This window comes from Curtobacterium sp. MCLR17_054 (assembly GCF_003234335.2).
In the GTDB taxonomy this organism is placed as follows: domain Bacteria; phylum Actinomycetota; class Actinomycetes; order Actinomycetales; family Microbacteriaceae; genus Curtobacterium; species Curtobacterium flaccumfaciens.
The window spans coordinates 1,410,569-1,434,536 of sequence record NZ_CP126263.1; the positions used below are offsets into that span (position 1 = coordinate 1,410,569).

Annotated in this window: 22 protein-coding genes and 1 pseudogene; 7 read left to right on the forward strand and 16 right to left on the reverse strand. The window is 67.2% G+C overall.

What is annotated here, in order from left to right:
- Positions 1–38 precede the first annotated feature (38 nt).
- From DEJ08_RS06775 to DEJ08_RS06785, 4 genes are all read left to right on the forward strand, one after another.
- Positions 39–2,567 (forward strand): GmrSD restriction endonuclease domain-containing protein, encoded by a 2,529-nt coding sequence (locus DEJ08_RS06775; protein ID WP_111055054.1) that lies wholly within the window; start codon positions 39–41, stop codon positions 2,565–2,567.
- Positions 2,557–4,161: a hypothetical protein gene (locus DEJ08_RS06780; protein ID WP_111055053.1), complete on the forward strand. Its 1,605-nt coding sequence runs from the start codon at positions 2,557–2,559 to the stop codon at positions 4,159–4,161. The genes DEJ08_RS06775 and DEJ08_RS06780 overlap by 11 nt, the downstream gene beginning before the upstream one ends.
- Before the next feature lie 107 nt (positions 4,162–4,268).
- Complete coding sequence (locus DEJ08_RS18955; RefSeq protein WP_502869458.1) at positions 4,269–4,427, forward strand: hypothetical protein; 159 nt, start codon at positions 4,269–4,271, stop codon at positions 4,425–4,427.
- A 115-nt stretch (positions 4,428–4,542) separates the two neighbouring features.
- Positions 4,543–5,616, forward strand: a complete 1,074-nt coding sequence (locus tag DEJ08_RS06785; RefSeq protein ID WP_220035459.1) for an McrC family protein — start codon at positions 4,543–4,545, stop codon at positions 5,614–5,616.
- 25 nt (positions 5,617–5,641) lie between these two features.
- Here DEJ08_RS06785 and DEJ08_RS06790 read toward each other — a convergent pair whose 3' ends face one another.
- From DEJ08_RS06790 to DEJ08_RS06805, 3 genes and pseudogenes are all read right to left on the reverse strand, one after another.
- Entirely contained in the window at positions 5,642–10,429 is a 4,788-nt protein-coding gene (locus tag DEJ08_RS06790; RefSeq protein ID WP_111055051.1) for a DEAD/DEAH box helicase, read from the reverse strand.
- Between the two features lie 58 nt (positions 10,430–10,487).
- Positions 10,488–11,520 (reverse strand): annotated as a pseudogene (locus tag DEJ08_RS06795) (5'-nucleotidase).
- Between the two features lie 159 nt (positions 11,521–11,679).
- Entirely contained in the window at positions 11,680–11,832 is a 153-nt protein-coding gene (locus DEJ08_RS06805) for a hypothetical protein (protein WP_181439033.1), read from the reverse strand.
- Here DEJ08_RS06805 and DEJ08_RS06810 point away from each other — a divergent pair.
- A complete protein-coding gene (locus tag DEJ08_RS06810; RefSeq protein WP_181439032.1) occupies positions 11,825–12,946 on the forward strand; it encodes an SRA domain-containing endonuclease in 1,122 nt (373 codons plus the stop codon). The two genes, DEJ08_RS06805 and DEJ08_RS06810, sit on opposite strands and share 8 nt — an antisense overlap.
- Here DEJ08_RS06810 and DEJ08_RS06815 read toward each other — a convergent pair.
- From DEJ08_RS06815 to DEJ08_RS06850, 8 genes are all read right to left on the reverse strand, one after another.
- Positions 12,936–13,334 (reverse strand): (deoxy)nucleoside triphosphate pyrophosphohydrolase, encoded by a 399-nt coding sequence (locus tag DEJ08_RS06815; RefSeq protein ID WP_258367186.1) that lies wholly within the window; start codon positions 13,332–13,334, stop codon positions 12,936–12,938. The genes DEJ08_RS06810 and DEJ08_RS06815 overlap by 11 nt on opposite strands.
- A 105-nt stretch (positions 13,335–13,439) precedes the next feature.
- Entirely contained in the window at positions 13,440–13,790 is a 351-nt protein-coding gene (gene vsr / locus DEJ08_RS06820) for a DNA mismatch endonuclease Vsr (protein ID WP_284180516.1), read from the reverse strand.
- A gap of 94 nt (positions 13,791–13,884) precedes the next feature.
- The gene (locus DEJ08_RS06825) at positions 13,885–15,396 is read right to left on the reverse strand and encodes a PTS transporter subunit EIIC (protein ID WP_111055047.1); all 1,512 of its coding nucleotides are present in this window, start codon (positions 15,394–15,396) and stop codon (positions 13,885–13,887) included.
- Positions 15,397–15,441: 45 nt separating this feature from the next.
- Positions 15,442–16,365: an N-acetylmuramic acid 6-phosphate etherase gene (gene murQ / locus DEJ08_RS06830; protein ID WP_111055046.1), complete on the reverse strand. Its 924-nt coding sequence runs from the start codon at positions 16,363–16,365 to the stop codon at positions 15,442–15,444.
- 8 nt (positions 16,366–16,373) lie between these two features.
- Positions 16,374–17,279, reverse strand: coding sequence for a MurR/RpiR family transcriptional regulator (locus DEJ08_RS06835; protein ID WP_181439031.1), 906 nt, complete (start codon positions 17,277–17,279; stop codon positions 16,374–16,376).
- A gap of 56 nt (positions 17,280–17,335) precedes the next feature.
- Positions 17,336–17,887, reverse strand: coding sequence for a hypothetical protein (locus DEJ08_RS06840; RefSeq protein WP_146248525.1), 552 nt, complete (start codon positions 17,885–17,887; stop codon positions 17,336–17,338).
- 32 nt (positions 17,888–17,919) lie between these two features.
- Positions 17,920–19,212 (reverse strand): DUF7224 domain-containing protein, encoded by a 1,293-nt coding sequence (locus DEJ08_RS06845; RefSeq protein WP_146248524.1) that lies wholly within the window; start codon positions 19,210–19,212, stop codon positions 17,920–17,922.
- Positions 19,212–19,955: an ATP-binding cassette domain-containing protein gene (locus DEJ08_RS06850; RefSeq protein ID WP_111055043.1), complete on the reverse strand. Its 744-nt coding sequence runs from the start codon at positions 19,953–19,955 to the stop codon at positions 19,212–19,214. The genes DEJ08_RS06845 and DEJ08_RS06850 overlap by 1 nt, the downstream gene beginning before the upstream one ends.
- A gap of 94 nt (positions 19,956–20,049) precedes the next feature.
- Here DEJ08_RS06850 and DEJ08_RS06855 point away from each other — a divergent pair, with 94 nt between their 5' ends.
- On the forward strand, positions 20,050–20,478 hold the full coding sequence (locus DEJ08_RS06855; protein ID WP_128779626.1) for a hypothetical protein: 429 nt from the start codon (positions 20,050–20,052) through the stop codon (positions 20,476–20,478).
- 1 nt (position 20,479) lies between these two features.
- On the opposite strand, the gene DEJ08_RS06860 is transcribed toward DEJ08_RS06855, so the two are convergent.
- The 5 genes from DEJ08_RS06860 to DEJ08_RS06880 all read right to left on the reverse strand — a co-directional run bounded on the left by DEJ08_RS06860 (position 20,480) and on the right by DEJ08_RS06880 (position 23,593).
- A complete protein-coding gene (locus DEJ08_RS06860) occupies positions 20,480–21,082 on the reverse strand; it encodes a hypothetical protein (protein WP_111055042.1) in 603 nt (200 codons plus the stop codon).
- A complete protein-coding gene (locus DEJ08_RS06865; protein WP_111055041.1) occupies positions 21,079–21,627 on the reverse strand; it encodes a hypothetical protein in 549 nt (182 codons plus the stop codon). The genes DEJ08_RS06860 and DEJ08_RS06865 overlap by 4 nt, the downstream gene beginning before the upstream one ends.
- 157 nt (positions 21,628–21,784) lie before the next feature.
- The gene (locus tag DEJ08_RS06870; RefSeq protein WP_111055040.1) at positions 21,785–22,264 is read right to left on the reverse strand and encodes a DUF4395 domain-containing protein; all 480 of its coding nucleotides are present in this window, start codon (positions 22,262–22,264) and stop codon (positions 21,785–21,787) included.
- Positions 22,261–22,749, reverse strand: a complete 489-nt coding sequence (locus DEJ08_RS06875) for a thioredoxin family protein (protein WP_111055039.1) — start codon at positions 22,747–22,749, stop codon at positions 22,261–22,263. The genes DEJ08_RS06870 and DEJ08_RS06875 overlap by 4 nt, the downstream gene beginning before the upstream one ends.
- 91 nt (positions 22,750–22,840) lie before the next feature.
- Positions 22,841–23,593, reverse strand: a complete 753-nt coding sequence (locus DEJ08_RS06880) for a hypothetical protein (RefSeq protein ID WP_111055038.1) — start codon at positions 23,591–23,593, stop codon at positions 22,841–22,843.
- A 91-nt stretch (positions 23,594–23,684) separates the two neighbouring features.
- Between DEJ08_RS06880 and DEJ08_RS06885 the strand changes: the two genes are divergently transcribed.
- Positions 23,685–23,903, forward strand: a complete 219-nt coding sequence (locus DEJ08_RS06885; protein WP_258367184.1) for a DUF1653 domain-containing protein — start codon at positions 23,685–23,687, stop codon at positions 23,901–23,903.
- Positions 23,904–23,968 lie beyond the last annotated feature (65 nt).

Here is a 23,968-nt window from a genome sequence, read left to right on the forward strand (position 1 = left end):
GGTTCTGTCCCTAGGATCTCGATGACGGAGGACGACACATGGACGTACGTGAAACCACCCTGCAGGAACTGCTCGGCGGACCCAAGCAGTACCTGGTGCCGCTCTACCAGCGCCCCTACGCGTGGGAGGTGCGTCAGCGGAAGCGCCTGTGGAGCGACATCCTCGAACTCGCCGAGACCCGCCGGACGAACCCGAGCGCGACGCATTTCATGGGCTCACTCGTGCTCTCGACCGGAGCAATCGTGCCGACCGGCATGGAGTTCCTCGTCGTTGATGGCCAGCAGCGACTGACGACGTTGTCAATCCTGCTGTGCGCGCTCCGGGACTACCTGCGGATGCACCAGACCGACCAACCAATGCTTGCCGAGAGCATCCACGAGCAGTACATAGCGGACCGCTTCAAGCCCGGCGACGCCCGACTGAAGCTCCTGCCAACGCAGGCGGATCGCGACTCTTTCCGAGCCGTCGTCGACGGCGCAGTCGGTGCCGATTCCACGTCCGGAGTGGGCGATGCCTACTCGTTCTTCCGTCGCGAGCTCGAGCTCGCCGACGACCCAGAGGACCCTCTTGACATTGAACGGATCCGCGAGGCCGTCCTCGGCGGTCTGAGCTTCGTGTCCATCACCGCTCGCGACGAGGACAACGTCTACCGAATCTTCGAGTCACTCAACAACACGGGACTCCGGCTGACGCAGGGCGACCTCGTCCGCAACTACCTGTTCATGCGACTCGGTTCCCGTGGGGAGTCGGTGTACACGTCGTGGTGGCTCCCGATGCAGCGCCGGCTCAGCGTCAACGACCTCGAGCTGATCTTCTGGCTCGACGCCGTCGCAGACGAACCGCTGCTCAAGCAAGGCGACATCTACAGCTACCAGCAGGCGCGGCTTGCCAAGATGGACGACGAGCAGATCCTCGCAGAGATCGAACGCTTCAGCCGTTTGTCCGAGCAGCTCGAGGTGATCCGGGAGCCTTCCCGCGAGCCTGACCCCGGTGTTCGCAAGCACCTGCAGCACCTGGCGGAGTGGGGATCGACGACCACCGTGCCGCTCACCCTTCGGCTCCTTGCACGGCGCGCCGCCGGCGCCAGCAACACGGAGCAGGTCGCGGGCGCGCTCGCAGCAGTCGAGTCCTACATCGTTCGCCGGACCATCGGCGGGCGCTCGGGCCAGGGCCTCAACCGCACTATCCTGCAGGCGTGCGGCGTCCTTGATGATCGACCGGTCGACCGGGTTCTCGTCGACTACTTCTCGACCGGGCGAAAGTACTTCTCGACCGACGACCAGATCCGCGACGCAGTCCGCACCCAGCCGTTCTACCTACGTGGTCTGCGGACCCAGCAGAAGCTGATCCTGAAGTGGGTGCAGGAGGAACTCAACTCGAAGGAACCCGTTGACGTCGAGAAGTCGACGATCGAGCACATCTTGCCGCAGACGCTGACCCCGGAATGGCGTGCAGCGCTCGATGTCGACCTCGCTGACGATGAGACCGTCGACCTGGTGCACGAGCAGCTCGTGCACTCGCTCGGAAACCTGACCCTCACCGGCTACAACTCCGAGCTCAGCAACCGGCCCTTCCCCTCGAAGCAGGAAGATTTCCGGAAGAGCAGCTTCAGCGGTCTGAATCGGCTTGTCCTCGAAGCTTCGACGTGGGGACGCGCAGAGATCCTTGCTCGTGGTGAATGGTTCGCTGAACGGATCGTCGAACAGTGGGCCGGCCCGAACGAACGGATGCAGTCAACCGACACCGGGCGCGACTGGTCGCTCGTACACCAAGCGATCATGGCCATCCCCGCCGGCCACTGGTCGTCGTACGGTGACGTCGCTGCTCTCGTCGGCACGCACCCGGTCCCGCTCGGCGTTCATCTAGCGAGCCACGAGGTCATCGGAGCACACCGGGTGCTGCAGGGCGGCGGCACAATCTCGCCTGGGTTCCGTTGGCCGGACCCGTCAGATGATCGAGACCCCCGTGCGGTTCTGGAAGAGGAGGGCCTGCGGTTCTGGACAAACGGCGCCGCCGACGAGGCCGCCCGTCTCTCAACGGCGGCGCTCGCCGAGCGCGTCGGCCTCGTCACTGACGGAGTCAACGGCACGGACGCCGTGTCGGATGGCACCTTCATGGGCCAACTCTCCAGCGCGAACCCGCCGACGACGTTCCACGCCGTCTCCGAGCTCTTCGCCGCATGGAAGGAACTCGGCGGCACTGTCGAGTTCGGGTCGAACCGGGAGAGCAGCGCGTTCATGACGGCACCGCGTCGCTCCGAGGAAGGGCCGTCGCACTGGCCCTTCGCGATCTACCCGATCTCCGGGAGCGTCGAGGTGGTGTTCCAGCACCTACGAGTCCGCCCGCCGTTCGATGACCTCGCGCTGCGGCAAGAGTTCCGTAGCCGACTCAACGCCGTGCCGGGGATCGACCTCGCCGCCAGCAGGATCGACAAGCGGCCGTCGTTCGCGATCGATGTGCTCAACGCGACCGCTGCCCGCGAGCAGGTCGTTGACGCGCTGCGGTGGTTTGTCGACCAGCTCAACCCCAACACACAGAACGCTGAAGGAGACACCGATGAGCGATGAGCTCCACGACGAAGTGCACGAGGATGAGTCACAGAACGACGAGGCACCCTCGTCGGCGCTGGTCGAGTTCGAGGACGGTCTCGCCATCTTCTTCGGCACCGATGTCCCGGATGGACTCGAGGTCGTTCCGTTCTCGTTCATCGACGAGCCAACGCTGCGCGCAGTCTCGACGGCCGTCGGGAACGCCGTCGGCCTTGGAAGCGTCGGCGCGCAGGGCGTCAACGCAGCGATGCAGGCCCAGGGACTCGTGCGACTGGCACCTCAGACTCTCGAGGCGCTCAAGACGGCGACACCGATAGTCAAGGACGGCTGGAACCTCGGGACCCTCGCGAGCGGCGGCGGTTCGTTCACAGCGTCGGTCCGCTGGCTCCCCGCCACTGCAGCGACGACTGCCTCGGTCCTCGCCTCGATGGGGCCCGCGATCACGTTGATGGTCATCCAGTTCCAGCTGAACCAGATCGCTGCCGTTGCCCAGCACAATCTGGAACTGACCTCGAAGGTGCTGCAGGTCGTGCGCCAGGGCCAGTGGTCCGCGGTGACCGGACACTACGAGACCCTCATCCGCGAATTGCGGCACGCCCGACGGATCGGGGAAGTAACCGACGCCGTCTTCGCTGAGGTGCGTGGCTACCAGGGTGAGCTCACGTCGCAGTGGGATGCGAACAAGCACGCAGTCCAGCGATACGTCGACGAGCTCGAGAAGAAGATCGGGCACAAGGACCGCCAGCAGTACCTCGCCGACAACGGGCAGGCGATCATCGCCGATGTCCAGGCGCTGCTGCTCTCGCAGACATCCTGGTTCGTCTACCAATCCCTCCGCGCAGGCCACCTGTTGCGGAGTGCGAAGACGAACGAGGCAGACGCCAAGCTGCTCGACGGATTGGTGACCGACGCGCGCGATTTGCACGAGCAGTCGCTTGCCCAGACAGACGAGCTGCTGGACCAACTCGCTCGAGAGTTCGCGATCATCGCCGAACTGCCGGGCAAGCGGACGTTCAAGATCGGGGGTACCGCACGAGCGGCGAAGGAGTCGCACCTCATGGTGCGCGAGCTCCAGGACGCCCTCGGGCACATCCGAGGCCTCGAGGCGGCCCGCGACCGAGAGTCCCTCGAGCTTCCGTCGTTGCTGGTCTTCGAGGACGACGTTCCGGAGGAGCTCGTTCGGATCCTCCCGTTCCGCCTCCAGCCGGGGGAGCAGGTGCTCGCCCTGGCGGACGTCTCGTTCGACCGGATCACCCTTCCCCGATTGAGCGACGGTTGGGTTGCCGTTACCGACCGACGTCTGCTCCTGACCAAGCAGGACTCGTTGCGACGGGTTGGTGCGATCGACTCCGAGTTGAGCCTCGCGAACATCCGGTACGTCCGTCGTTCGGACGCTCCGGAGCGGCCACCCGTCGTCGAGATCATCACCAAGGGCGCGGACGTAACCCTCCGCTTCCCCGCGTGGGCGAAGACGGGTGCAGCGCGCCGATCCGCGGCAGGCTTCGGGGAGCTGATCGCCAGTTTCATGAACCTGCCTGCGGAGGAGATCCCGGCGGTCAGCCTGCTCGAGGCCGCCGCTTCAGATGACGGATTGCGCTCAGTTCGAAGCTGATCCACATAGCGGCGTCGACCTGCTGACGCGCCTCAATGCGCAGATCCAGGAGCACGATGCGAAGGTCGTGCCGTCGTTCTTGATGCGCGATCTCGCTGGGGACCGGTCTGCAGGATGTGTGGCGGTACGAGATCCTGCCGCTCCTGGCGGAGCACCACTACGGCGAAGGCGTCGACCTGGAGGCGCGGTACGGCCTGACAACGCTGCGTCGCCAGGCGACGCGCGACGCTGCGGACGGGGCCGAAGGTGTTTCCTTCGACGATTGAGCTGCGGGAAGCAGACCAGCCGGTGGTGCACCGGCTGCCGCGCGCGGTGGCGGTCGGTCTTGCCTCAGCGAACATCGCGACGGTCGCGCCGACGCTCGGCGCTGACGAGTACCGCGTGAGCGGTGTCCGGAAGGTCGGCGTCGCGCGGATCGCCGGGCACACGGTGTGGTTGAAGCCGAAGACGCCGGTGCGGCGGCTGTTCGTGATGCTCGGGTACGCCCGTGCCGGGAGTGCGATCTGGACCGAAGACGACTTCGGCTTCGAGGAGGACGATGACTTCGTGCCGGCGTTGGCGCACGCGTTCGTGCGACAGGCCTCGCGGGCGCTCGCCGGAGGACCGCTTCGCGGGTACGTCACGCGCGAGGATGCGCTGCCGCTCGTGCGTGGCTGGTCGCGAATCGGAGACCAGCTGACGCGTCGAGGCGGGCAGCCGCTGCCGGTCGAGGTGTCGTTCGACGACTACGTCGAGGACATCGCAGAGAACCAGGTGCTGCTGACCGCTGCGACGCTGTTGTTACGGCTGCCGGGTGTGCCAGCGGACGCGCTCGGGGCGCTGAGGCGGACCGTTCGAGTACTCGATGGGGTGTCGGTGATCCCGGTCGGGGCGCCGGTGCCGGTGGTGCGGGCAGAGCGGCGAAACGCGCGGTACTCGTCGGCGTTAGCTCTTGCGTCCCTCGTGCTGTCGGGGGCGTCGGTCGAGCAGCGCGCCGGCTCGGTCGTCGCGTCGGGATTCCTCGACGACATGTGGTGGGTCTTCGAGGACTTCGTACCGGCAGCCCTGCGCGAGGCCTTCAAGCCGTACGGGGGACTGCTGGTGTCGCAGTACCAGTCGACGCTCGACGTCGAGGGGACGGTGAACATCGCGCCTGAACTCGTGTGGCTCGTGGACGGCGAGGTGCGGGCGTGCATCGACGTGAAGTACAAGGTCGAGAAGCACGGGCAGTACCCGAACGCCGATCTGTACCAGATGGCGGCGTACTGCAGGCGGTTCGGGTTGGAGGAGGGGTGGCTCGTATACGCCAGGACGGGTAGCGAAAACTCTTCGGCGGAGTTGACGAACGGTCCGACAGTCACGCGCAGTCCGGTCGATCTTGATCGAATCGGAGTCGCGTCCCGACTTGGCTTCTTTCGATTAAGTGCTCGCGTTGCAGGCGGGGTGCCGTGCGAGCGGTCACGGCCGACATCGTGAACGATGTCGGCCGTGACTCGCTCCACTACAGGTCCGGTCCGCTGCGGTAGTCCAGAGCGGGAAGCGCCGCGACGATGCGAACCGTTTCGACGCTGACCGTCACGATGCGTTGGATCAGCTCGACGACGTAAGCCGAGTTGCCATGTTCAGCTCCCCAGTCGTTGGGATCGTTGACGATGCCGGACGCTTTGTCGGTCTTGACCTGGTACCGCTCGAGGATCCAGTCGAGTGCCGATCGAGAGCCGAGCTTGTAGTCATGCGCCTCCGCCGGGATGCCGGTGATCGTCAGGCCCGGCGCGACGGTGATCTGCGTCCGGTCGAGGTTGCCTGGTTTGCCGCCGTACTTCATCTTCGTCACCCTGAGGTCAGCAGGGACCGGGCCGCTGAACGTCAACGGATACAGTGGCGCGGCCTCGTACCCGATGTGCAGCTCGGACAGCGCCCGTCCGGTATCTGCGAATTTACGGAAGTCGGCGGGATCGGTGAGCTCTGGGATGCGCGGGAGCATCTTCTTCAGGTCAGCGTCAAACTCGCGCCGGTAGTCCTCGGAGTGCAAGAGGCCGTAGACAGCGAAGAACACGTCATCAGCCGTGACTTCCTGCCCGTACAGCTCCCGATACCGGGCGAGCGCGGTGTCGGTGATGTTGTCACGGCGTTGCGGCCCGTCGAACATCGCAAACGCTCCGTCCTGCTGCTCGACGTCGTAGACGTATCGCGGGAAGAACTGACCAGTGTCCAAAGTGTGAAGGTCAGGTAGAACGTCCGTTGCAAGCACTGCGAAGGACGGGAAGTGCGTTGACGGTGAAGTCAAGTAGAAGCCGTGGTTCTGTTCACCTGGCGGGAAGAATCTCGGCTGTTGGCTCCGTTCGTGGTTCATCAGCGGGGCGAAGTACACGCGCTGCTTGTTGAACGGCCGGTACATGCCGACGGTCATCGCTTCGCCCGAGTAGGCGAGCCGTTGGTTTTTCTTAAAGGCATTGCGGAGGCTGCGTGCCCAGCTGATGCGCTCCGGATTGGTGTCGATGAAGTCCTCGATGGGTTGTGGCCTACCGGCGGCGGCCCATCGGTCGAGTTCGGCGTTGTAGGCGTCGATCATTCGGGTGACGTTGCCGCGAAGCGTTGGTTCCGACGAGTTGTAGACCCAGGCATCGCGGTTGGTTTGGAGCCCCGCTGAGAAGCTACGGAAGATTGCCGACTCGGGCGCCTTGCGGTCCCCGATAGCGGTGAAGGTCTCGAAGACGTCGTTCCGTTGGTTGATCCAGTCGCCGTGCTCGTTCGGGGCGATCTGCTGCCACGGCACGCCGTCGGAGTCGCGGTACTGGTCGAGGAGGCCGAGCTTGTCGTCGCGGCTCAGGTAGTCGCCGATGTCGCGGTAGTGGATCGCGCCGGAAGAAGACCGGTCCGGGTTCTTCACCAGCAGTGAGATAGCGACGGAGGCGCGGCTGCCTGAGCCAAACACCTTCCCGCCTTCGCGTCGGGACTCCTCACCAGCGGTGCGTTGATTGCCGCGGAGGTTGAGGATGTAGAGCTCGGTGAATTCGTCTTGGAGGGCGAGGCGGAGGCCCGCTGCGGTGTTGCCGTCGAGGAAGCCGCCGTTGGTGACGTAGGCGACGATGCCGTGGTCCTTGATCCGGTCGGACGCCCAGCGGATGGCGCGGATGTAGGAGTCGTAGAGGCTGTTCTTGTTCTGCCCGGTCGACCTGGCCGCGTAGGTGTTGGCAATGCGCTTGTCGAGGTAGGGGTACTTGAGGTTCTGGTTGTTGTCGTTTGCGGAGTCTTGCCCGGATGAGTAGGGCGGGTTGCCGACGATGACACGGATGTCGAGGGCGTTCTGCTGCTTGACGCGTTCGTTGTTGTCGCCGAACACGCCCTGGTCGTCGTAGGTGTCGTCGTCCTCGGCGGTCTGGAATGTGTCGGTGAGGACCACGCCGGGGAACGGCACGTACTCGCCGCCCTGGAGGCCGTTGTAGGTGGCTTCGATGTTCACTGCGGCGACGTAGTACGCGAGCAGCACGATCTCGTTCGCGTGGAGCTCGTGCCGGTACTTGTGTGCCAGGTCGGCCGGGATGATGAGGCCGGATTGAAGGAGGCGGACGATGAAGGTGCCGGTGCCGGTGAACGGGTCGAGGACGTGGACGCCGTGGTCGGTGAGGCCGGCGCCGAAGTGGTCGCGGGAGAGCCGGTCGGCGCTTCGGAGGATGAAGTCGACGATCTCGTTGGGTGTATAGACGATGCCGAGCCGTTCGGACGTTCCCCGGAAAGCGCCGGTGAAGAACTTCTCGTAGAGCCGTTTGATGATCGTCTGACGGCCGGAGGCGTCGGTGATGCCAGCGACGGTTCGTTGCACGCCGGCGTAGAAGCCGGCGAGGTCACTGGTTTCGGTGGTGAGGTTCTGCTCTTCGAGGGCGTCGACCATGCGTTGCATGACCTGCGAGACCGGGTTGTGGTCACTGAAGGCGTGGCCGGCGAAGAGGGCGTCGAAGACGGGTTGGGTGATGAGGTGCTGTGAGAGCATCTCGATCGCCTGCCATTCGGTGACACCGGGGTTGAGGTTGTCCTGCAGGCCCTTGACGAAGCGGGTGAACTCGGTGCGGAGACTTTCGTTGGAGCCGTCGACGAGGCTGGTGATGCGAGCGATCTGCCGACCGGCGATTTCGGCGACGTCTTTGGCCCAGTTTTCCCAGTAGTCGCGTTCGCCGACCTTGTCCACGATGCGGGCGTAAATGGCGTTCTGCCAGTCCGCGCCGAGGACGCTCATGTCGAGCGGGATCTGCGACGTCTCCGGTGTCGCCGTGCCCGGTGCGGGCTCGGGGAGGTCGGCGTCGGTGTAGTTGGTCGCGATGACGGGACCGGTGTCAGTGCGGCCGTTTAGATCGATTTGTTCGATCTTCGCTTCGAAGCGTTCATCGTGCGCACGAAGTGCGCGGAGGACGTCCCAGACGACCTTGAACTTGGTGTTGTCGTTGAGCGCTTGCTCGGGTGACTGTCCCGCTGGTACTGCGATGGGGAGGACGATGTAGCCGTAGTCCTTGCCGGGGGCTTTGCGCATGACGCGGCCGACGGACTGGACGACGTCGACGGGGCTGTCGCGAGAGTTGAGGAAGATGACCGCGTCCAAGCTGGGCACGTCGACGCCTTCGGAGAGACAGCGCGCGTTGGTGAGGATGCGGCAGACGTTCTCACCTGCCGTGTCGGCTTTCAGCCAGTCGAGCTTCTGGTTGCGTTCGAGGATGTTCATGCCGCCGTCAACGTGGTCCGCTTCGAGGCGAAACGTCTGCTCGCCGCCGTTGGCGTCCCGGTCTATGCGGCGTCCGGCGATGCTGTCCGCGCGGACGCCGTCGACGCCGTCGTAGCCGTCGAGGTATCCGCGTACGGTTTTCGAGTCGGCGATGGAGCGAGAGAACGCGACCGCACGGCGCAGCGGCTTGTGCGCGTTCGGGGCGGTCGTGTCGATGCCCTGCACGCCCCGCTTGGCGAGGCCGTTGTAGATCCCCACGATGCGGGCAGCGTCGGGGATGTTCAGTTCCCCGTCGGCGGCGAACGTTTCCTGGAACGCGGATCCGATGGAGTCCTCGTCGATGGTGAGGACCAGGACCCTGTAGTCGGTGAGTAGGTCCCGTTCGACGGCTTCCCCGAACCCGAGCCGGTGGAACACGGGCCCGAACGCGGCTTCGTCGTCCATCGAGTACAGCACCGCCGAGTTCTCATCCGCCTGGCTGCGGGCGGATTCGGCGTAGATCTTCGGCGTCGCGGTCATGTAGAGCCGCGCCTGCGTACGGATCGACTCGTCCGAGTGCACGCGGAGAAACGCCGACTCTTCCGCGCCTTGCCGGATGAATCCAGCGGTGCGGTGTGCCTCGTCGCAGATCACGAGGTCGAAGTCGGTGAGACCCTCTGCTTGGGCCTTCGCGATCACGTCAATTGATTGGTACGTCGAGAAGAAGACGGTCAGTCCGTCGGGCGCCGAGCTCTTCGCGACCTCTGTGAGGAGCTGCGTGGTGTTCGTCGTTGCCGGGTATGCAAGGTCAGCAACGGTGAAGTCCTCCGACACCCGCCCGACCTTGCTGTCGGAGCAGACCGCAAAGGCGCGAAGCGGCATCGCGCGTTCTTGAGACCATTCCCGCAAGGTCTGCGACAACAATGCGATTGAGGGAACGAGGAACAATACGTTGCCTCCGCGCCCGGCGACATCCTCCGCAATCCGGAGGCTTGTAAAAGTCTTGCCTGTTCCGCAGGCCATGATCAGCTTGCCCCGCGCCGACTCGGCAAACCCGGCCCGCACGGCGTTCAGCGCCTCGACCTGATGCTGGCGGAGCATCTTCTGTTGCGGGGCTGCTAACGAATCGGGGTGGTCGAAGGAGTACTCGGACCAGTCGATACCGGAGTGTTCAAACTCTTCAATCGGGATCTGCGCGGTGGGCAGCTGCTGATCGACGAGCGCTTCGAGCGCGTTCTTCCCGAGCGGGGCGGTGGCTACGATCAGGCGGGAAGAGAACGCCGCCTTTCCCGACGCGGTGAAGAACGAGTCGAGGTCGCCCTTCTGAACCGTGTTGCCCGGGTCGTAGAACTTGCACTGGATGGCGCACAAGCCACCACCGTGGCGCTCCCGTGCAACGAGATCGATCCCGGTGTCGGTCTTGCCGTTCCGGTCAGGCCAGTCCTGCCAGAGCCACACCTCGTCGAAGCGAGCCGTCCACTTCGGATCGGTTGTCAGGTACGCACGAGTCAACCTCTCGAAGAGGCGGCCTTTGGTTCGCTTGTCCGGAGCGATGGTTGCGTAGACGTCGAGCAAATCGTGGATGGACATGACCATGACGCGGTTCCCCTTGAGGTGCGGCCGGCACGAAGACCGGGTTGGAGCGAGATCGAGACTAGCTGGCTTGATCGACCGGCTGGCCCTGCGGCTCGCTGATCGGCGGCTCTTCCGTGTCGACAACAGCGTCGGAAGGCGCTCCGTTCGCTGCGTTGACGACTCCGAAGGGGACGTGGACACTCGGGACTTCGTTCGCTGCGCCGCGCAAGTGATCGACCTGGTCGTCGAAGAAGATGTGCGGACGAAGAACTCGCAGGACGCGTGCTTTCTCGACGCCACCGAGGAAGAACGCATCGTTCACCCGGAGGCCCCAACCCTTCAGAGTCCGAACGACTCGTTCGTGAGCCGGCGCATTTCGCGCGGTCACGATCGCGACGTGCACGCGACGATTGTACGTCGCATCGCTTCGAATTAGGTCCTCTTCGATGTCCTGAATGCGATTGATGCCGCGCAGGAACTGTGCCATCAACCCCTCCGGCATCGCTTCCTCGACGTGGGAGGCCTCGTTCTCGTGGAAGGTCGCAAGGTCGGAGGCCTGCATGATGATCTCGGAGGAGTCGTCTGTGAGGACGCCGTCGAAGTCGAAAGCGATGCGCAGGTCGCGACCGGCTGAATCCTCTGCCGGCGTGCCGACAACGCGACCAGCCGGCAGGCCGCGGTCGATCGCAGCCCGGACGTCGTCGTCATTGGCGGAGAGGAACAACGACATGTTGAGCGCCTCCATGTATTCGTGCGACGACCGGCCCTGCATGAAAATCGCCCTCGAGATTGCGAGGTCGTGCGCTTCGAGAGACCGCATGACTCGAAGTCCCGTATCCGGGTCGTTCCGGGAGAGGACGATCACTTCGACCAACTGCTCACCGTCTGGGCCGAGGTCGTTGAGAGAGCAAACGTCGAATGAACGGGAATGCGACACCCGGGAGAAGCGTGTCGTCGAGGTGCTCTTCTTGGTACTTACGGTACTCGTCCTCGCCGTGCTCGAGGAAGACCTTGTGGGAATCGGACAGGTCAAAGAGCGCGCTCGAGGCGACGCCGACGACCAGCATCTCGTCTAGAGGAAAGGGCATTTCTGTTCCTTGTTCGGTGCTCATTCTGAGCGGGTTGGAAGTGTGTTGCGAGGAAGGGAAATCCTTGGCAGTGCTCAGTGAGGGTTCGTCCCTACCCAAAGCCCGTCCCTCGCACGCGTCATGCCCACGTACAGCTCCCGCCGCTCGAGCTCCCGCCGCTCCCGTTCGGCCTCGCTCATCAACTCAGGGGTGTTGAGCGGTCTCGGCCTCGGTGCGCTCGGCGATCTCGTAGCGTCCCGCCTGCTGTTCAGCTTCGTCCGCCTGCCGCCGGTGTTCGTCGGCGCGGCTGCGGAGTCGTCGAGCTTCTGCCCCTGCAGAGGTTCCCGCGATGGTCATGGTGGTGCTCCCCGAGGAGTGTCCTGATCACACCGGCGTCCCCCTCGAACGCTCCGGTACTGCGACATCCTCTCTCGTGAGCAACCGTCAAGAAAGCTCCCCGTTCTGGGGGCTGCTCAGCGTTCGAGCAGCTCGTCGGTCGTCGCCTAGCGTTTCCATAACGAGGGGAATGGAAATGGTCTGGGACATCCCGATCGGCACGAGCATCGGACGGCGCGAGCTGCACAGCCGTCTCGGCGGTGGCAGCTGGCAGGACGGCATCACGCGTGTCGTGAAGACGAACGAAATGCTCGTCTTCACGAACGACGGCGGCGGGGAACATGGCTACGGCGTGCACGAGGGCCTCCGCGGTGACGGCCTGTTCCGCTACAGCGGGCAAGGGCAGAACGGCGACCAGAAGCTGACCGGCAACAACAAGGCGCTGGCGGATTCCGAGGCGATCGGTCGCCCCATCCGCGTGTTCCGGGGCCAGGGGACCGTGACCTACGTCGGGAGCTTCGCGCTCGCTGATCCTCCCTACACCTGGGAGCGCTTCCCCGGGACCGGGTCGTCTCCTGAGCGGGACGGACTGGTGTTCAACCTCGTCGCCGTCGAAGCGGACACGTCGCTCTTGCCCGCCCTCGTCGACGAGGCCGGCGACCCTTCCGGCCGCGCGTCAGCGATCGGTGCCTCTTCAGCCACGTCCGCCTGGCAACCGCTCGACTTCAGCGAGTATCAGGTGCGGCGGGTCGACGAAGGCGAGTCGATGCGATCCGTCTCCCGTCGCGAGTTCGAGCTGCAGACGCGGTTCGGCGAATGGCTCCGCGCTCGGGGTGATGATGTGCAGGTGCTGCGTCTCACTGAGGGCGGTGTGACGATCGTGCCCGACCTCTACGACCCGACGATCGGCCAGGTCGTCGAGGCCAAGAAGTCGACCGCGCGGGCCTACGTCCGCACCGCGATCGGGCAGGCGCTCGACTACGCGGCGGTCGCGCGACGTCGTGGTCTGACGGTGACCCCGGCGGTCCTCCTGCCGTCCGAGCCCCAACCCTCGATGGTGGAGCTGTGCACCTCGGTCGGGATCACCGTGTGGTGGCCGATCTCGAGCGGTGACTTCCAGGAGGTCAGGCCGTAGCCGCGGCGCTGCTCAGGATCTTCACGGTGGGCAGATCTGGCTTGGCCCAACCGAGCGAGCCGAGTTCGACGGGGAGCACCCAGCGCAACTCGTCGTGGTCCGTGCTCGACGTCGGTCCGTCCGCGGTCCAGGCGACTCGGTAGGTGGCGAGGTCGATGTCGACGTTGCCGACACGCGTGATGGAGCGGTCGATCGGTTCGCCAACGACGACGTCCAGACCGAGCTCTTCGCGGAGCTCGCGTCGCAGGGCTTCCGCAGCGAGCTCTCCCGGCTCGACCTTCCCGCCAGGGAACTCCCATTGGCCCGCCGCTGATCGTTCAGGTGCCCTTCGACATGTGAGTACGCGACCGTCAGGCCGAGTGAGTACGCCGGCGACGACCTCGATCATGCGTTCCATCCTGCCTGAGAAGCTCGGCGCGGAACGAGCGATTGCACTCCATTGATCCAGGGCGTGCTCGACGGAGGCGGCTGCATCCTCGGGACGTTCGTGCTCTCAGAACCGGAACACCCGCCAGCCTTCCGACACCAGGAGGGCCTGGTTCTGTGCGTCCCGCTGACGATCGGCGAGCAACTTCCGACGCCACAGCTCGGCGTTCGCCTTCGGAAGCTGGGCGTGCTCCTCGCAGAAGTGCCAGAAGCACCCGTCGACGAAGACCGCGATCCGTGCACGCGGGAACACGAGGTCGGGTCGAACGCGGCACTGGCGGCTGACCTGACGATCTACGAAGAACCGGCGGCCGCGCCGGTGCAGCTCTCGGCGAAGCGCGAGCTCCGGCGCAGTGTCCCGCCGACCGAAGCGAGCCATGTGCCGCCTACGAGCATCGTCTGCTTCCCACTTCTCCACGCTCTGATCCTCGCGTGACGACTGTTCGGGCCAGGATCGGAGAGATGGTCTGTGAACGGATCGGCAGTGGATCGCTATGTGGAGGAACGGGCGATCAGCGCGAGTCGGCCGCGGTCGCTCCGACTGGCGAGACCGGCACGTTCAGCGGTGCATCCGGAGCGACAGGGTCTCCCGGCGAAGTTGCCGACTGCGCATCCAGATCCGCCCGCACCGACTCCGACACCCCGAACAACAACGTCGCCACGAACCCCACCACGTACGCCACCACGAGCCCCGACCCGTACCCGAGCAACGCCCACCCGTACCCGGACGACCCGTTCAGCAGCGGGATGAGCGACAGGTCCGAGGCCCCGATGGCGATCGCCCCGACGGAGTGCCCGAGCTGGTCGAACAGCCCGACGACACCGCCGCCGAACGCCCCACCGATGCACGCGGTGATGAACGGCCGCCCCAGGGGCAGCGTCACGCCGTAGATCAGGGGCTCACCGACACCGAGGAAGCCAGCCGGTAGGGCACCGCGGATGGTCCGCACCAACGAAGCGTTCGAACGGAACCGCACCCACAGCGCGATGCAGGCTCCGATCTGACCGGCACCACCCATCGCCAGCACGGGCAGCAGCACGGTCCACCCGGTCTGGTCGATCAGGGTGGTGTGGATCGGGATGAGCCCCTGGTGCATCCCGGTCATGACGAGCGGCAGGAAGAGGCCTCCGAGCACGAAGCCGGCGAAGGCTCCACCGTTCGCGAGCAGCCAGGTCGCAGCGGTCCCGATCGCGACTGAGACGACACCGGCGACGGACATGAGCACGCCGAGGGTGATCGAACCGGCGACGAGCACGGTGACGGTCGGCACCACGATGAGCGCGATGACGTCCGGCGTGACCCGGCGCATGAAGCGCTCGACGTAGGCGGCGAGGATGCCGCCGGCCAGCGCACCGAGCACACCGCCCTGCCCGGGCGCCAGGGTCTCGCCGAACACCGTGACGTTCGCGACACCGGCCGCGACGATGATCCCGCCGACCGCGCCGCCGAGGATGGGCGTGCCGCCGAACTCCTTCGCGGCGTTCATCCCGACGAACACGGCGAGCAGGGACAGGAACCCGGACGACAGCACGCCGAGGAACGGCGTCAGCGCAGGCACCCACCCCAGGTTCGTCAGGATGCCGTTGATCCCGGCGATGAGCCCGCACGCGATCAGTGCGGGGATGAGCGGGATGAAGATCGCGGAGATCTTCCGGATCGCGCGCATGGTGCGACCGTCGGAACGGGATCGCGCGTTCGCCTTGATGGACGCACCGCGAGCAGCGAGCTCCTCAGGCGACGCACCAGGCCCACCAGCCGCAGCCGGCGGGGCGGCCGCGCGCAGGGCCTCCAGGCCGTCGGCCACGCGGTCGACGAGACCCGGGCCGAGCACGATCTGCAGGTTCGAGCCGGCCGCGATGGCGGCCATGACGCCGTCGGTGGCCTTGAGGTCCTCGAGCGCGACGGAGGAGTCGGACACGACTTCGACCCGCAGGCGGGTCATGCAGTTCTCGACGTCGGCGATGTTCGCGGAACCGCCGACGGCGTCGAGGATCTGCTGAGCGAGTTGCTGTGCATCGGGCATTGCTGTGCTCCTCGGGGAAAGGAAACGGAAAAGGGGGAACGGGGTCTACAGCACGGCGCGCAACGAGCCAGCAGCAGCATCGAGGCGCTCGCGGGCATCGGCAGCCGAGGCGCCGGTCAGGATCACGGCGATGGCGGTCTTCACCTCGCCGTCCGAGGCATCGAGCGCTGCCTGGATCTCGGCGGGGGGAGCGCCGGTCACGTCCTGCACGAGCGAGAACGCCCGCGCGACGAGCTTCGCGTTCGTCGCCCGCACGTCGACCATGCGGTTGCCGTACGTCTTGTGGCTGCGCACCATCGCGAGCGTGGTGAGCATGTTGAGCACGAGCTTCTGCGCGGTGCCCGCCTTCAGGCGGGTCGAGCCGGCGACGAACTCGGGGCCGACGACGACGTCGATGGCGATGTCCGCCTCCCGACCCGCGACCGAGTCGGGGTTGCACGCGACGGAGACCGACAGGGCGGAGCGGCGCCGGGCCTCCAGGATGGCCGCGATGACGTAGGGCGTCCTGCCGGACGCGCTGATCCCGACGACCACGTCGTCGGCCGTCAGGCCGAGCGCGTCGAGGTCGCGGACGGCGGCCGCTTCGTCGTCCTCCGCGCCCTCCACCGCGGTGGTCAGGGCGGGGTCGCCGCCGGCGATCAGGCCGACCACCTGGCTCGGGTCGGTACCGAAGGTGGGCGGGCACTCGCTGGCGTCGAGGACGCCGAGCCGGCCCGGCGTACCGGCGCCGACGTAGACGAGTCGGCCGCCACGCGTGAAGGCTGCGGCGATCGAGTCTGCCGCCAGGGCGATGGCCGGGAGGCACGGCTCCAGTGCCGCAGGCACGCTGCGGTCTCCGGCGTTCATGCGCTGGGCAGCTTCCAGCGTGGAGATCGTGTCGATGTCGTCCAGCGAGTGGTCGGTCGCCTCGGTGGTGAGGGCGGCGAGTTCGTCGCGGAGGGCGTCGTGGGTTTCGTGCGTCTGGTTCATGGTGGTGCTCAGTTCCGGTGGTGGGTGCGGACGGCGTCGCGGCTGCGGGCGAGGAGCGGCTGGGACCGCTCGTCGGTGCGCTGCGCGACGACGATGAACAGGGTGTCGACGATGGCGAGCTGGCTCATCCGGCTGCCCATGGCCGCGGGGCGCAGGGCGCTCTCGGCACCGGCGACACCGAGCAGGACGTGGTCGGCGGTGGTGGCGAGCGGGGCGAAGGCGTGGCCGGTGATCGCGACGATCGTGGCGTGCTGGGCTCGGGCGGCGTGGGCGACCTCGAGGGTCTCGACGGTGGACCCCGAGTGGCTGACCAGCACCAGGACGTCGTGCTCGCCGATGACGCTCGCCAGGGTCAGGGCATTGTGCGGGTCGTCGGCGATCGAGCTCACGATGCCGATGCGTTCGAGCTTGAGGTGCAGGTCTCGGGCGACGATGCCGCTCGCGCCGACGCCGTACAGGACGACGCGGCGGGCGTCGCTCACGGCGGCTGCCGCTGCCTCGAGTGCGTGCGGGTCGAGTGCGGCGCGGGTGTCGGCCATCACCGCGCGGACGTCCTCGGTGACCTTCGCGATGACGGTGGCGACGTCGTCGTCGACCGCGACACCGGCGTGGATCTCGGTCGACTCACGTTCGTGGATACCGCGTTCGACGGCGCGGGTCATGCTCCGCTGCAGGGCGGCGAAGTTCGCGAAGCCGAGGTGCTGGGCGAACCGGGAGACGGTGGCGGGGGAGACCCCGGCTCGGCCGGCGAGGTCGGTGGCGTTGGTGGTGGCCGCGGCTGCCGGGTCGTCGAGGACGGCGTCGGCGATGGCGCGCATGCTCGACGGCATGCTCGCCGACTGGGTGCGGACGAGGGCGAAGGCATCGGCGCGCTCGGACCGCTCGGATCGCTCGGGCCGCTCGGTGATCGTCATCCCGCCATGAAAGCGTCTTTTGCAGGTGAGCGCCAGTGCCGAAAGTAAATTGCGTGTTACGTCGTTCTGCCCGACCTGTGTGCCAGCGGACTGACGGTGGCGGCGATCACCAGCGGGAGGACGAACGCCCACGACGCGGGGTCGGTGTTCGTCGACACGACTCCGGCCCATCCGGCTGGTTGGTCCGGGGTCCCCCGACCGAACAGCGCTGCGACGAACAGGTAGAGCACGCCCGGCACGGACTGGTACCGGTCGCCGAGTACCGCTCGGCTGACCAGTGCGAGTGCGCAGAACGCGATCGTGTTCCGGGCGGTCGCGACCGCGGCCTCGGGTTCGGCGCCGACCGCGAGGCCGATGCTCGCGGTGACGTTCACCAGCGCGACCACCGCGATGACGGTGGCCAGCTCGAGCAGGTCCGTCCGCCGAGTGGGCGCGGGGAACGGTGCGCGGGTGACCGAAGCGCTCGTCGCGATGGCGATCACCAGCGGGAGCACGGCCGCGACGGGGATCAGCGCGAACGGCGCGCCGCCGCCGAAAGAGGGGAAGAGCATGCCGATCGGGCCGAGCGCGATCGAGAGCATCGTCAGGGCGGTCGTGAGTCCGAGCAACGGCAGGGTTCGGTGGACACGCAGCCACCAGATCACGAGGACGGCACCGCGATGTGGCCGACCGAGCAATCCGTCAGCCGGTCGACCGTCGCGGTGACCCACGTGGCCTGAGCGGGGGCCGGAGCACGACGGAGGGCTCGCAGAACGTCGGGGTCGTCCAGCTCGAGGGCGGGTTCGACCTGGTCTGCGTTCACGATGCCCTCGGCAGCGACGTCGATGAGCCATCGGTTGGCAACAGCGGCATCGTTGAGGCGTTCGGCGTCGTCCTGCTCGGTGCCGCAGTAGGCCACCTCGGCGTCACCGAGCAAGGAGGTGGTGATGCTGTGGAGCACGTCGGCGTCGGTCATCCGGACCTGGACGACCATGTTCAGGACTTCGGCCTTCGATGGCGCGTTGCTCGCGCGGATGGTCGACGGCACCGTGATGCCCGAGCGGCCGAGGTTCTCCGCAGCCTTGCGGATGACGGATTCTGAGTTGCCGCTGTCGCGTTGCTCCGGGAAGAGGCAGATCGTCGGCGCCGCGCCGCTGCAGATCGCCTGCGCTTGCGGGCGGTCGACGATCGGTGCCGCGCCGAGGCCGGAGCCGGCGGTCAGCGCGACGAGGGTGATCACGACGAACGAGCTGGCGCCGATCTGGAGTCCGTACCGGCGCGCACGGTCACTACTCGAGCGTCGAGCGACCGCGATGACGAGCAGACTGCACCCGGCGAGCAGACTGAACGCCGTCGCGATGACCGGTGCCCGGGTGTCGAGCGCGGTCTCGACCGAGCAGCAGTCCGCCATCACGAGACCGGCGAGGTACCGGAGCGGGAAGTAGTCCACGGACCAGGTGAAGCCGAGCCAGCTGTACGAGACGAGCAGACTCAGCGGGATGGACGCCACCGGCGGGAGCCACCGCCCCAGTGCGAATCCGATGCAGCTGTGGAAGAACAGGATCCCCGCGAAGGCCAGGCCGACGAGCGGCGATGGGCCACCGGGAGCACCCCAGGTGTCCCGACTCATGAGTGCGACCGCGACGACCTGGAGCAACAGGCCGCCGGTAAGTGGTGTCCACAGGTGATCGGCGATGACTGCTGCGCTGGATCGGCTGCTGGTCTCGATTGCGGGCGCCGCAGCTCGGAAGCGCTTCCCTTCCCAGGCGCCGGCGGTGGCCGCGACGCCGCACGAGAAGACCAGGTAGATCGCGGAACCGGCCATCGCCGCGGGCCAGTAGCCGGCGACCGTCGTCTCACCTGCGAACTGCACGCTGTACGCGACGACGCCGAGCAATCCAGGAATGAGGAGCCACACTGCCGCTCGGCTGCGCCACGGGATGATCGGGCGCATCAGTCGTCCTCACTCGTGAACCGCGCGTACGAAGCGGTGATCGCCTCGGTGGGCGAGAAGCCAGCGAACGGCTCGGTGAACGCCCCGACTGAACCAGCGAACGGCACCCGGCCGTCGACGAGGACGGTCACGTGGTCGTAGGTTGCGGCGACGTCCTCGGTCTGGTGCGTCGAGACGACGACGGACACTTCCGTTGGCAGGTTCTGGATCACCCGAGCGAACCGCGCGCGCTGTGCCGGATCGAGTCCGGCCGTCGGTTCGTCGAGCAGGATCCACTGTGCGCCGGACACCAGCGCGCCAGCAACGCCGAGCCGCCGGATCTGGCCGCCCGACAACGAGGACGCTCGTGCGTCGGCTCGGGCGGCGAGATCGACGGCGGTCAGGGCGGCCGTCGAGCGATCCCAGGCGTCGGCGCGCGACAAGCCCTTCAACCAGCCGCAGTAGGCGACGTGCTCTCGAGCGGTCAAGCCGGGGAAGGCGCCGCTCCGCTGCGGAAGCCATGCGACGCCGCGGCGGTACCGTCGGCGGTCTCCGCGCGTCCCCGGTTCCCCCAGTCCCTCGATGCTGATCGTCCCAACGCGGGGGCGGAGCGTGTCGGCGACGAGCCCGAGCAGGGTCGACTTGCCAGCGCCGTTCGGCCCGAGCAGGACGCTCGCTCCGGTCGGGAACACCGTCGACAACCCGGAGAGCACCGTGTGGTCCCGCCGGTACCCGAAAGTCAGTTCGTCGATCTGTATGCCCACTGCGCCCCCTTGAAACCTTGTACTGGTGTTTCACCGTACAGTAGCGTGCACTCGGCTCGGACAGCCCGAGTCGTCGCCTCAAGGGGGAAGTGCAATGGTCAATCTCAGTCGTCGTCTCGCGGCAACCGTCGCAGGGGGAGTCGTGGCCGCCACGGTGTTCGCGGCAGCGCCGGCGTTCGCCGAGGGTTCCTGGTCGTCGAAGCTGACCGGTGTCGCGATCGGTAAGAACTCGAGGAGCTGGCAGGACTCGCACAAGGACAAGGTGCGGACTGCCACGACGTTCGCGAGCTGCCGGATCTCGGGGAACGCGAGCGGATTCCGATCCGCCACCGTCCGGCTCTACGACGAGCGCGGCCTGTTGCCGGACAAGAGCATGGGGTCGAAGGTGAACAAGTGCGGCCGGAGCGACTGGGGCGTGATGACCCGGCCTGACCGGTACCACTGGACGATCACGGCGCTCAACGGCTCCTCGTACGAGCCCGCTCTGCGGCTGTCGGTGTCGCGGGTGCGGCAGGCCTACTGAGTCAGCGCTGGCGGGCGGCTGCTTCGGTGGCCGCCTGCACGTAGCGTCGTGCAGCCCGGGTCTGACGCAGAATGACGGGGGACATGGCGGCAGCCACGACGAGGAGTGCTCCGCAGATGATGCGACTGAGGCCAGCTACGAACGAGTCGTCGTCGAACAGGTTCGGGATCTGCGGGCCAGCAATCCCCACGTAGAGCAGCAGGAACTGGCCGAGCGCGACCGGTTGGTAGGCGGCGCGGAGACGGGCGAGGTCGAATGCCCGTCGTGCGAGGTCGGAGTCGGCTGGTTCGATCGGGGTCCCGCTCGCGATCGCCTGCGCGAGCGTCTTCCGGCCGAAGCGTGAGAGCCCATCGATCGGCGCCTGCATGTCGGAGGATCGGCGGAGCGTCGTGGTGAGCATCGAGAAGGTGCCGAGAAGACCACCCACTCCTGCAGCGATGCCGACGATCGCGAGGGTGGTCTCGAGCGCGCTGTCCTGCCGTGCGAAGAGCGACCCGCCGACCGCACCGAGGACCACCCCGATCGTGACGATGACGACGGTTCTGCGCCAGGCTCGGCGGGCGATCGCCTCGGGCGTCTCTGGTGCCTCCGTCGCGGTGGTCATACGACGGAAACCGGAGTGTCGATGCGGCGTTCGTTGTCGGCCGCCGCGGCTTCTGCGTAGCGCCAAGCGCGGCGGCCTCGGACGACCAGCAACGGCACGACGAACACCATTTCGACGACGAAGAGCGCCAGGATGATCCGGCTGAAGACCACATCGCCGCCGCCGCTGAGGACACGAGCGAAGTGAGGAGCAGCGACCATTGCGAAGAGCAGGAGGCCCTGCCCCAGGAAGATCCCGTTGAACATTGCGGTCCCGCGAGCGAGGGTGAGCGCGCGGTGCTGCAGTTCGGGGCCCGCGTCCTCCGCGAGCGGAACGCCCGAGCGGATGGCTCCTTTGATGACCTTGCGGCGGTCTCTCGTCAGGCCCTCGGTCGCCTGCGTCATGGTCGACGACGCGCGTGCCGTGGCGGGGAGCAACGAGAGTATTCCGGACATGCCGACCAACACGGCGACGCACGTGAAGATCGCCAGGGCGACGGTCCAACCGCCCTCGTCCCGCGAGGTTGCCCAACCTGCAACTGCCCCCGCGACCGCGGCGATCGACACGACCAGGGCGGTACGACGCCAGGCGCGTCGGATGATTCGTTCGTCTTCCCCCACCCGCTCACCCTACGGGGCGGGGCAGAGCCGTGTTCTGGAGCCGAGCACCCGTCAGGCGCTGGCGGTGCGGTCGAGGCGAGGCGGGCCTCCAGGCCGGACGCCGTCAGGCGACGCCGCGCCGCGGACGGAAGACGCCCGCCCGGACCAGCCACACGTAGAGCAGGCAGCCGATGCAGACGTCGAAGGCAGCGTTGAGGAACGCGGCGACCAGGGCGACCGCGGCACCGATCGGGGCGGCGTACGGCACGCTGAGCAGCGCGAGGAGCAGGGCGACCGCGGTCACGAACAGGCCGACCTGTTGGGCGAAGGTCGGGGGTTCCGGGGCCTCGAGTTCGGCGGGCGGGGCGAGGCGCGGGCGGACGACGCGGCGGAATATCGCGCCGTAGGGGTGTCGGCGGATGCCGGCGATGCCTCCGACGGCGAACAGCACGACGATGACCGCGAGCAGCACGATGCCGGCGACCCACGTCTCGGGGATCAGCGTGAGGACGATCGTCGCGGCGAGGAGCACCGTCGTGATGGCGGCGCCGAAGCGTGGGGAGCGCGGGTCGATGCCTCGGTCGGTGTCGTTCGTGGTGGTCATCGGGACTCCTGGGTGCCGGTCGTGTCTGCGGTGCCTGTGGTGCCTGCGGTTCCTGCGGTCAGGACAGTGGCGAGGGCTGCGGCGAGCTCGGGTGGGCGGGGTGGGCCTCCGAAGCGGGTGTGGACCGAGCGGTCGGCGTCGAGCAGCAGGACCGTCGGGGTCTGCAGGACTTCGAAGCGGCTCGCGAGTTCGGGTCGCTCCGCGAGGTCGATCTCGATGCGGCGAACGCCCTCGTGTTGACCGGCGACGGCGGCGAGCAGCCGGCGCGTGGCCGGGCAACGAGCACACGTCGGCGTCGAGAACTGGACGAGGGTCGCGGCCGCGCCGTAGTCGTTGTCGAGCGCGAGGCCGTCTGCGTCCTGCCTCGACGACGTGGCGGTGCCCACCGGTCGGGCTCGTCCGGTCCGGTGGCGGAGCAGGAGACCGAGGACCGTCGCGAGCGCGAGGACCCCCACGAGCACGGCCACTGCGGTTCCGACGTTCACACGGCGACGATACGCCCGGCTGACGAACTGCTGTCGAACGTGACCGGATGTGACCGCGAGGTGTGCGCGTCGCGCCGGGCCTGGCGGGTGCTCAGTCCTCGGGGAGCGTGCGGACCCACTGCTCGAACGCTGCGGCGTCGTCGTCGCTGAAGACGGCGGAAGGTCGCGACTCGTCCTTCGCCGAGTGCAGGAACAGCGTGCCGTCGGCCATCCCCGGCGTCGCGTCGTCGAGGATGGACGACTTCGCCGCGACGCCCTTCCTGGTGAGGAAGGTCAGCTGTTCGCCGTTCGTCGATTCTGCGATCGCCGCTTCACCGTCGAAGAACGAGGCGAGCTCCGTCACCAGGAACGCGGTGGCTCCGTCCTGCGTGGTGAGCGCGACGGCCGGCTTCGTCCGACTCTTGCGGAAGGGGTGCTCGACGGCCGTGGCCGTGACTCCCGAGCCGGTCCAGGGTCGTACCTCGGTCAGGGGGAGCCTGGCGGCGACCCGCGCCGCGGGTCGTTTCGGCGGGAGGGCGGCCTGGAACAGCAAGGAACCGATCACCACCGCCAGGAACCAGGCGTGCGGCGAAAACGTCTTCGTCGCGATGAGGACGAGGAAGCCCCCGAGGAACCCCGCCCCGACCAGGTTCGGCCACCACCTCGACTCCTGACGCAGGCCGAGCGGCCACACCACGGCGCCGTACACGAGTCCGACGACCGTGGGGACCCAGAAGACCGAGGGGTGGATGGCGCCGGCGTGGAAGTGCAGCCAGACGTCCGCTCCCGCCACGACGACCGCCAGGGCGACGAAGAAGACGCGTTGTGCGCGACGGTTCCGCTCGCGACTGCTCAGTGTGGTCAAGTGGTTCCCCCGTGGTGCTCGTTCCCCGTGCTGCTCAGTCAAGCAGAACGCGCGGTCATGGTCCCACCGCTCGGGCCGTACCCTCGGTCGGGTGACTGACGACGTGACCGCGGGCCGCTACCGCCACTTCAAGGGCAACGACTACGAGGTGGTCCTGGTCGCCCGTGACGTGGAGACCGAAGAGCCCGTGGTCGTGTACCAGGCGCTGTACGGCGAACGCGGGCACTGGGTGCGCTCGCTCGCCGACTTCACCGCGCACGTCACGCGTGACGGGTACGACGGGCCCCGGTTCGTGCCGGTCGGCAGCTGACAGCCCGAGCAACCGGTGTCGGCGCCCACCCCTAGGCTTTCAGGGCACCGGAGAGCAAGGGGGAG

What these genes read in the sequence shown, in the direction of transcription:
- DEJ08_RS06845 (WP_146248524.1), bottom strand. Translation starts at nt 19,212, where the DNA reads ATGCGCCCGATCATCCCGTGGCGCAGCCGAGCGGCAGTGTGGCTCCTC.
- DEJ08_RS06860 (WP_111055042.1), bottom strand. Translation starts at nt 21,082, where the DNA reads ATGACCACCGCGACGGAGGCACCAGAGACGCCCGAGGCGATCGCCCGC.
- DEJ08_RS06775 (WP_111055054.1), top strand. Translation starts at nt 39, where the DNA reads ATGGACGTACGTGAAACCACCCTGCAGGAACTGCTCGGCGGACCCAAG.
- murQ (WP_111055046.1), bottom strand. Translation starts at nt 16,365, where the DNA reads ATGAACCAGACGCACGAAACCCACGACGCCCTCCGCGACGAACTCGCC.
- DEJ08_RS06790 (WP_111055051.1), bottom strand. Translation starts at nt 10,429, where the DNA reads ATGGTCATGTCCATCCACGATTTGCTCGACGTCTACGCAACCATCGCT.
- DEJ08_RS06855 (WP_128779626.1), top strand. Translation starts at nt 20,050, where the DNA reads ATGGTCAATCTCAGTCGTCGTCTCGCGGCAACCGTCGCAGGGGGAGTC.
- DEJ08_RS06870 (WP_111055040.1), bottom strand. Translation starts at nt 22,264, where the DNA reads ATGACCACCACGAACGACACCGACCGAGGCATCGACCCGCGCTCCCCA.
- DEJ08_RS06825 (WP_111055047.1), bottom strand. Translation starts at nt 15,396, where the DNA reads ATGCCCGATGCACAGCAACTCGCTCAGCAGATCCTCGACGCCGTCGGC.
- DEJ08_RS06810 (WP_181439032.1), top strand. Translation starts at nt 11,825, where the DNA reads ATGGTCATGGTGGTGCTCCCCGAGGAGTGTCCTGATCACACCGGCGTC.
- DEJ08_RS06780 (WP_111055053.1), top strand. Translation starts at nt 2,557, where the DNA reads ATGAGCGATGAGCTCCACGACGAAGTGCACGAGGATGAGTCACAGAAC.
- DEJ08_RS06805 (WP_181439033.1), bottom strand. Translation starts at nt 11,832, where the DNA reads ATGACCATCGCGGGAACCTCTGCAGGGGCAGAAGCTCGACGACTCCGC.
- DEJ08_RS06815 (WP_258367186.1), bottom strand. Translation starts at nt 13,334, where the DNA reads ATGATCGAGGTCGTCGCCGGCGTACTCACTCGGCCTGACGGTCGCGTA.
- DEJ08_RS06835 (WP_181439031.1), bottom strand. Translation starts at nt 17,279, where the DNA reads ATGACGATCACCGAGCGGCCCGAGCGATCCGAGCGGTCCGAGCGCGCC.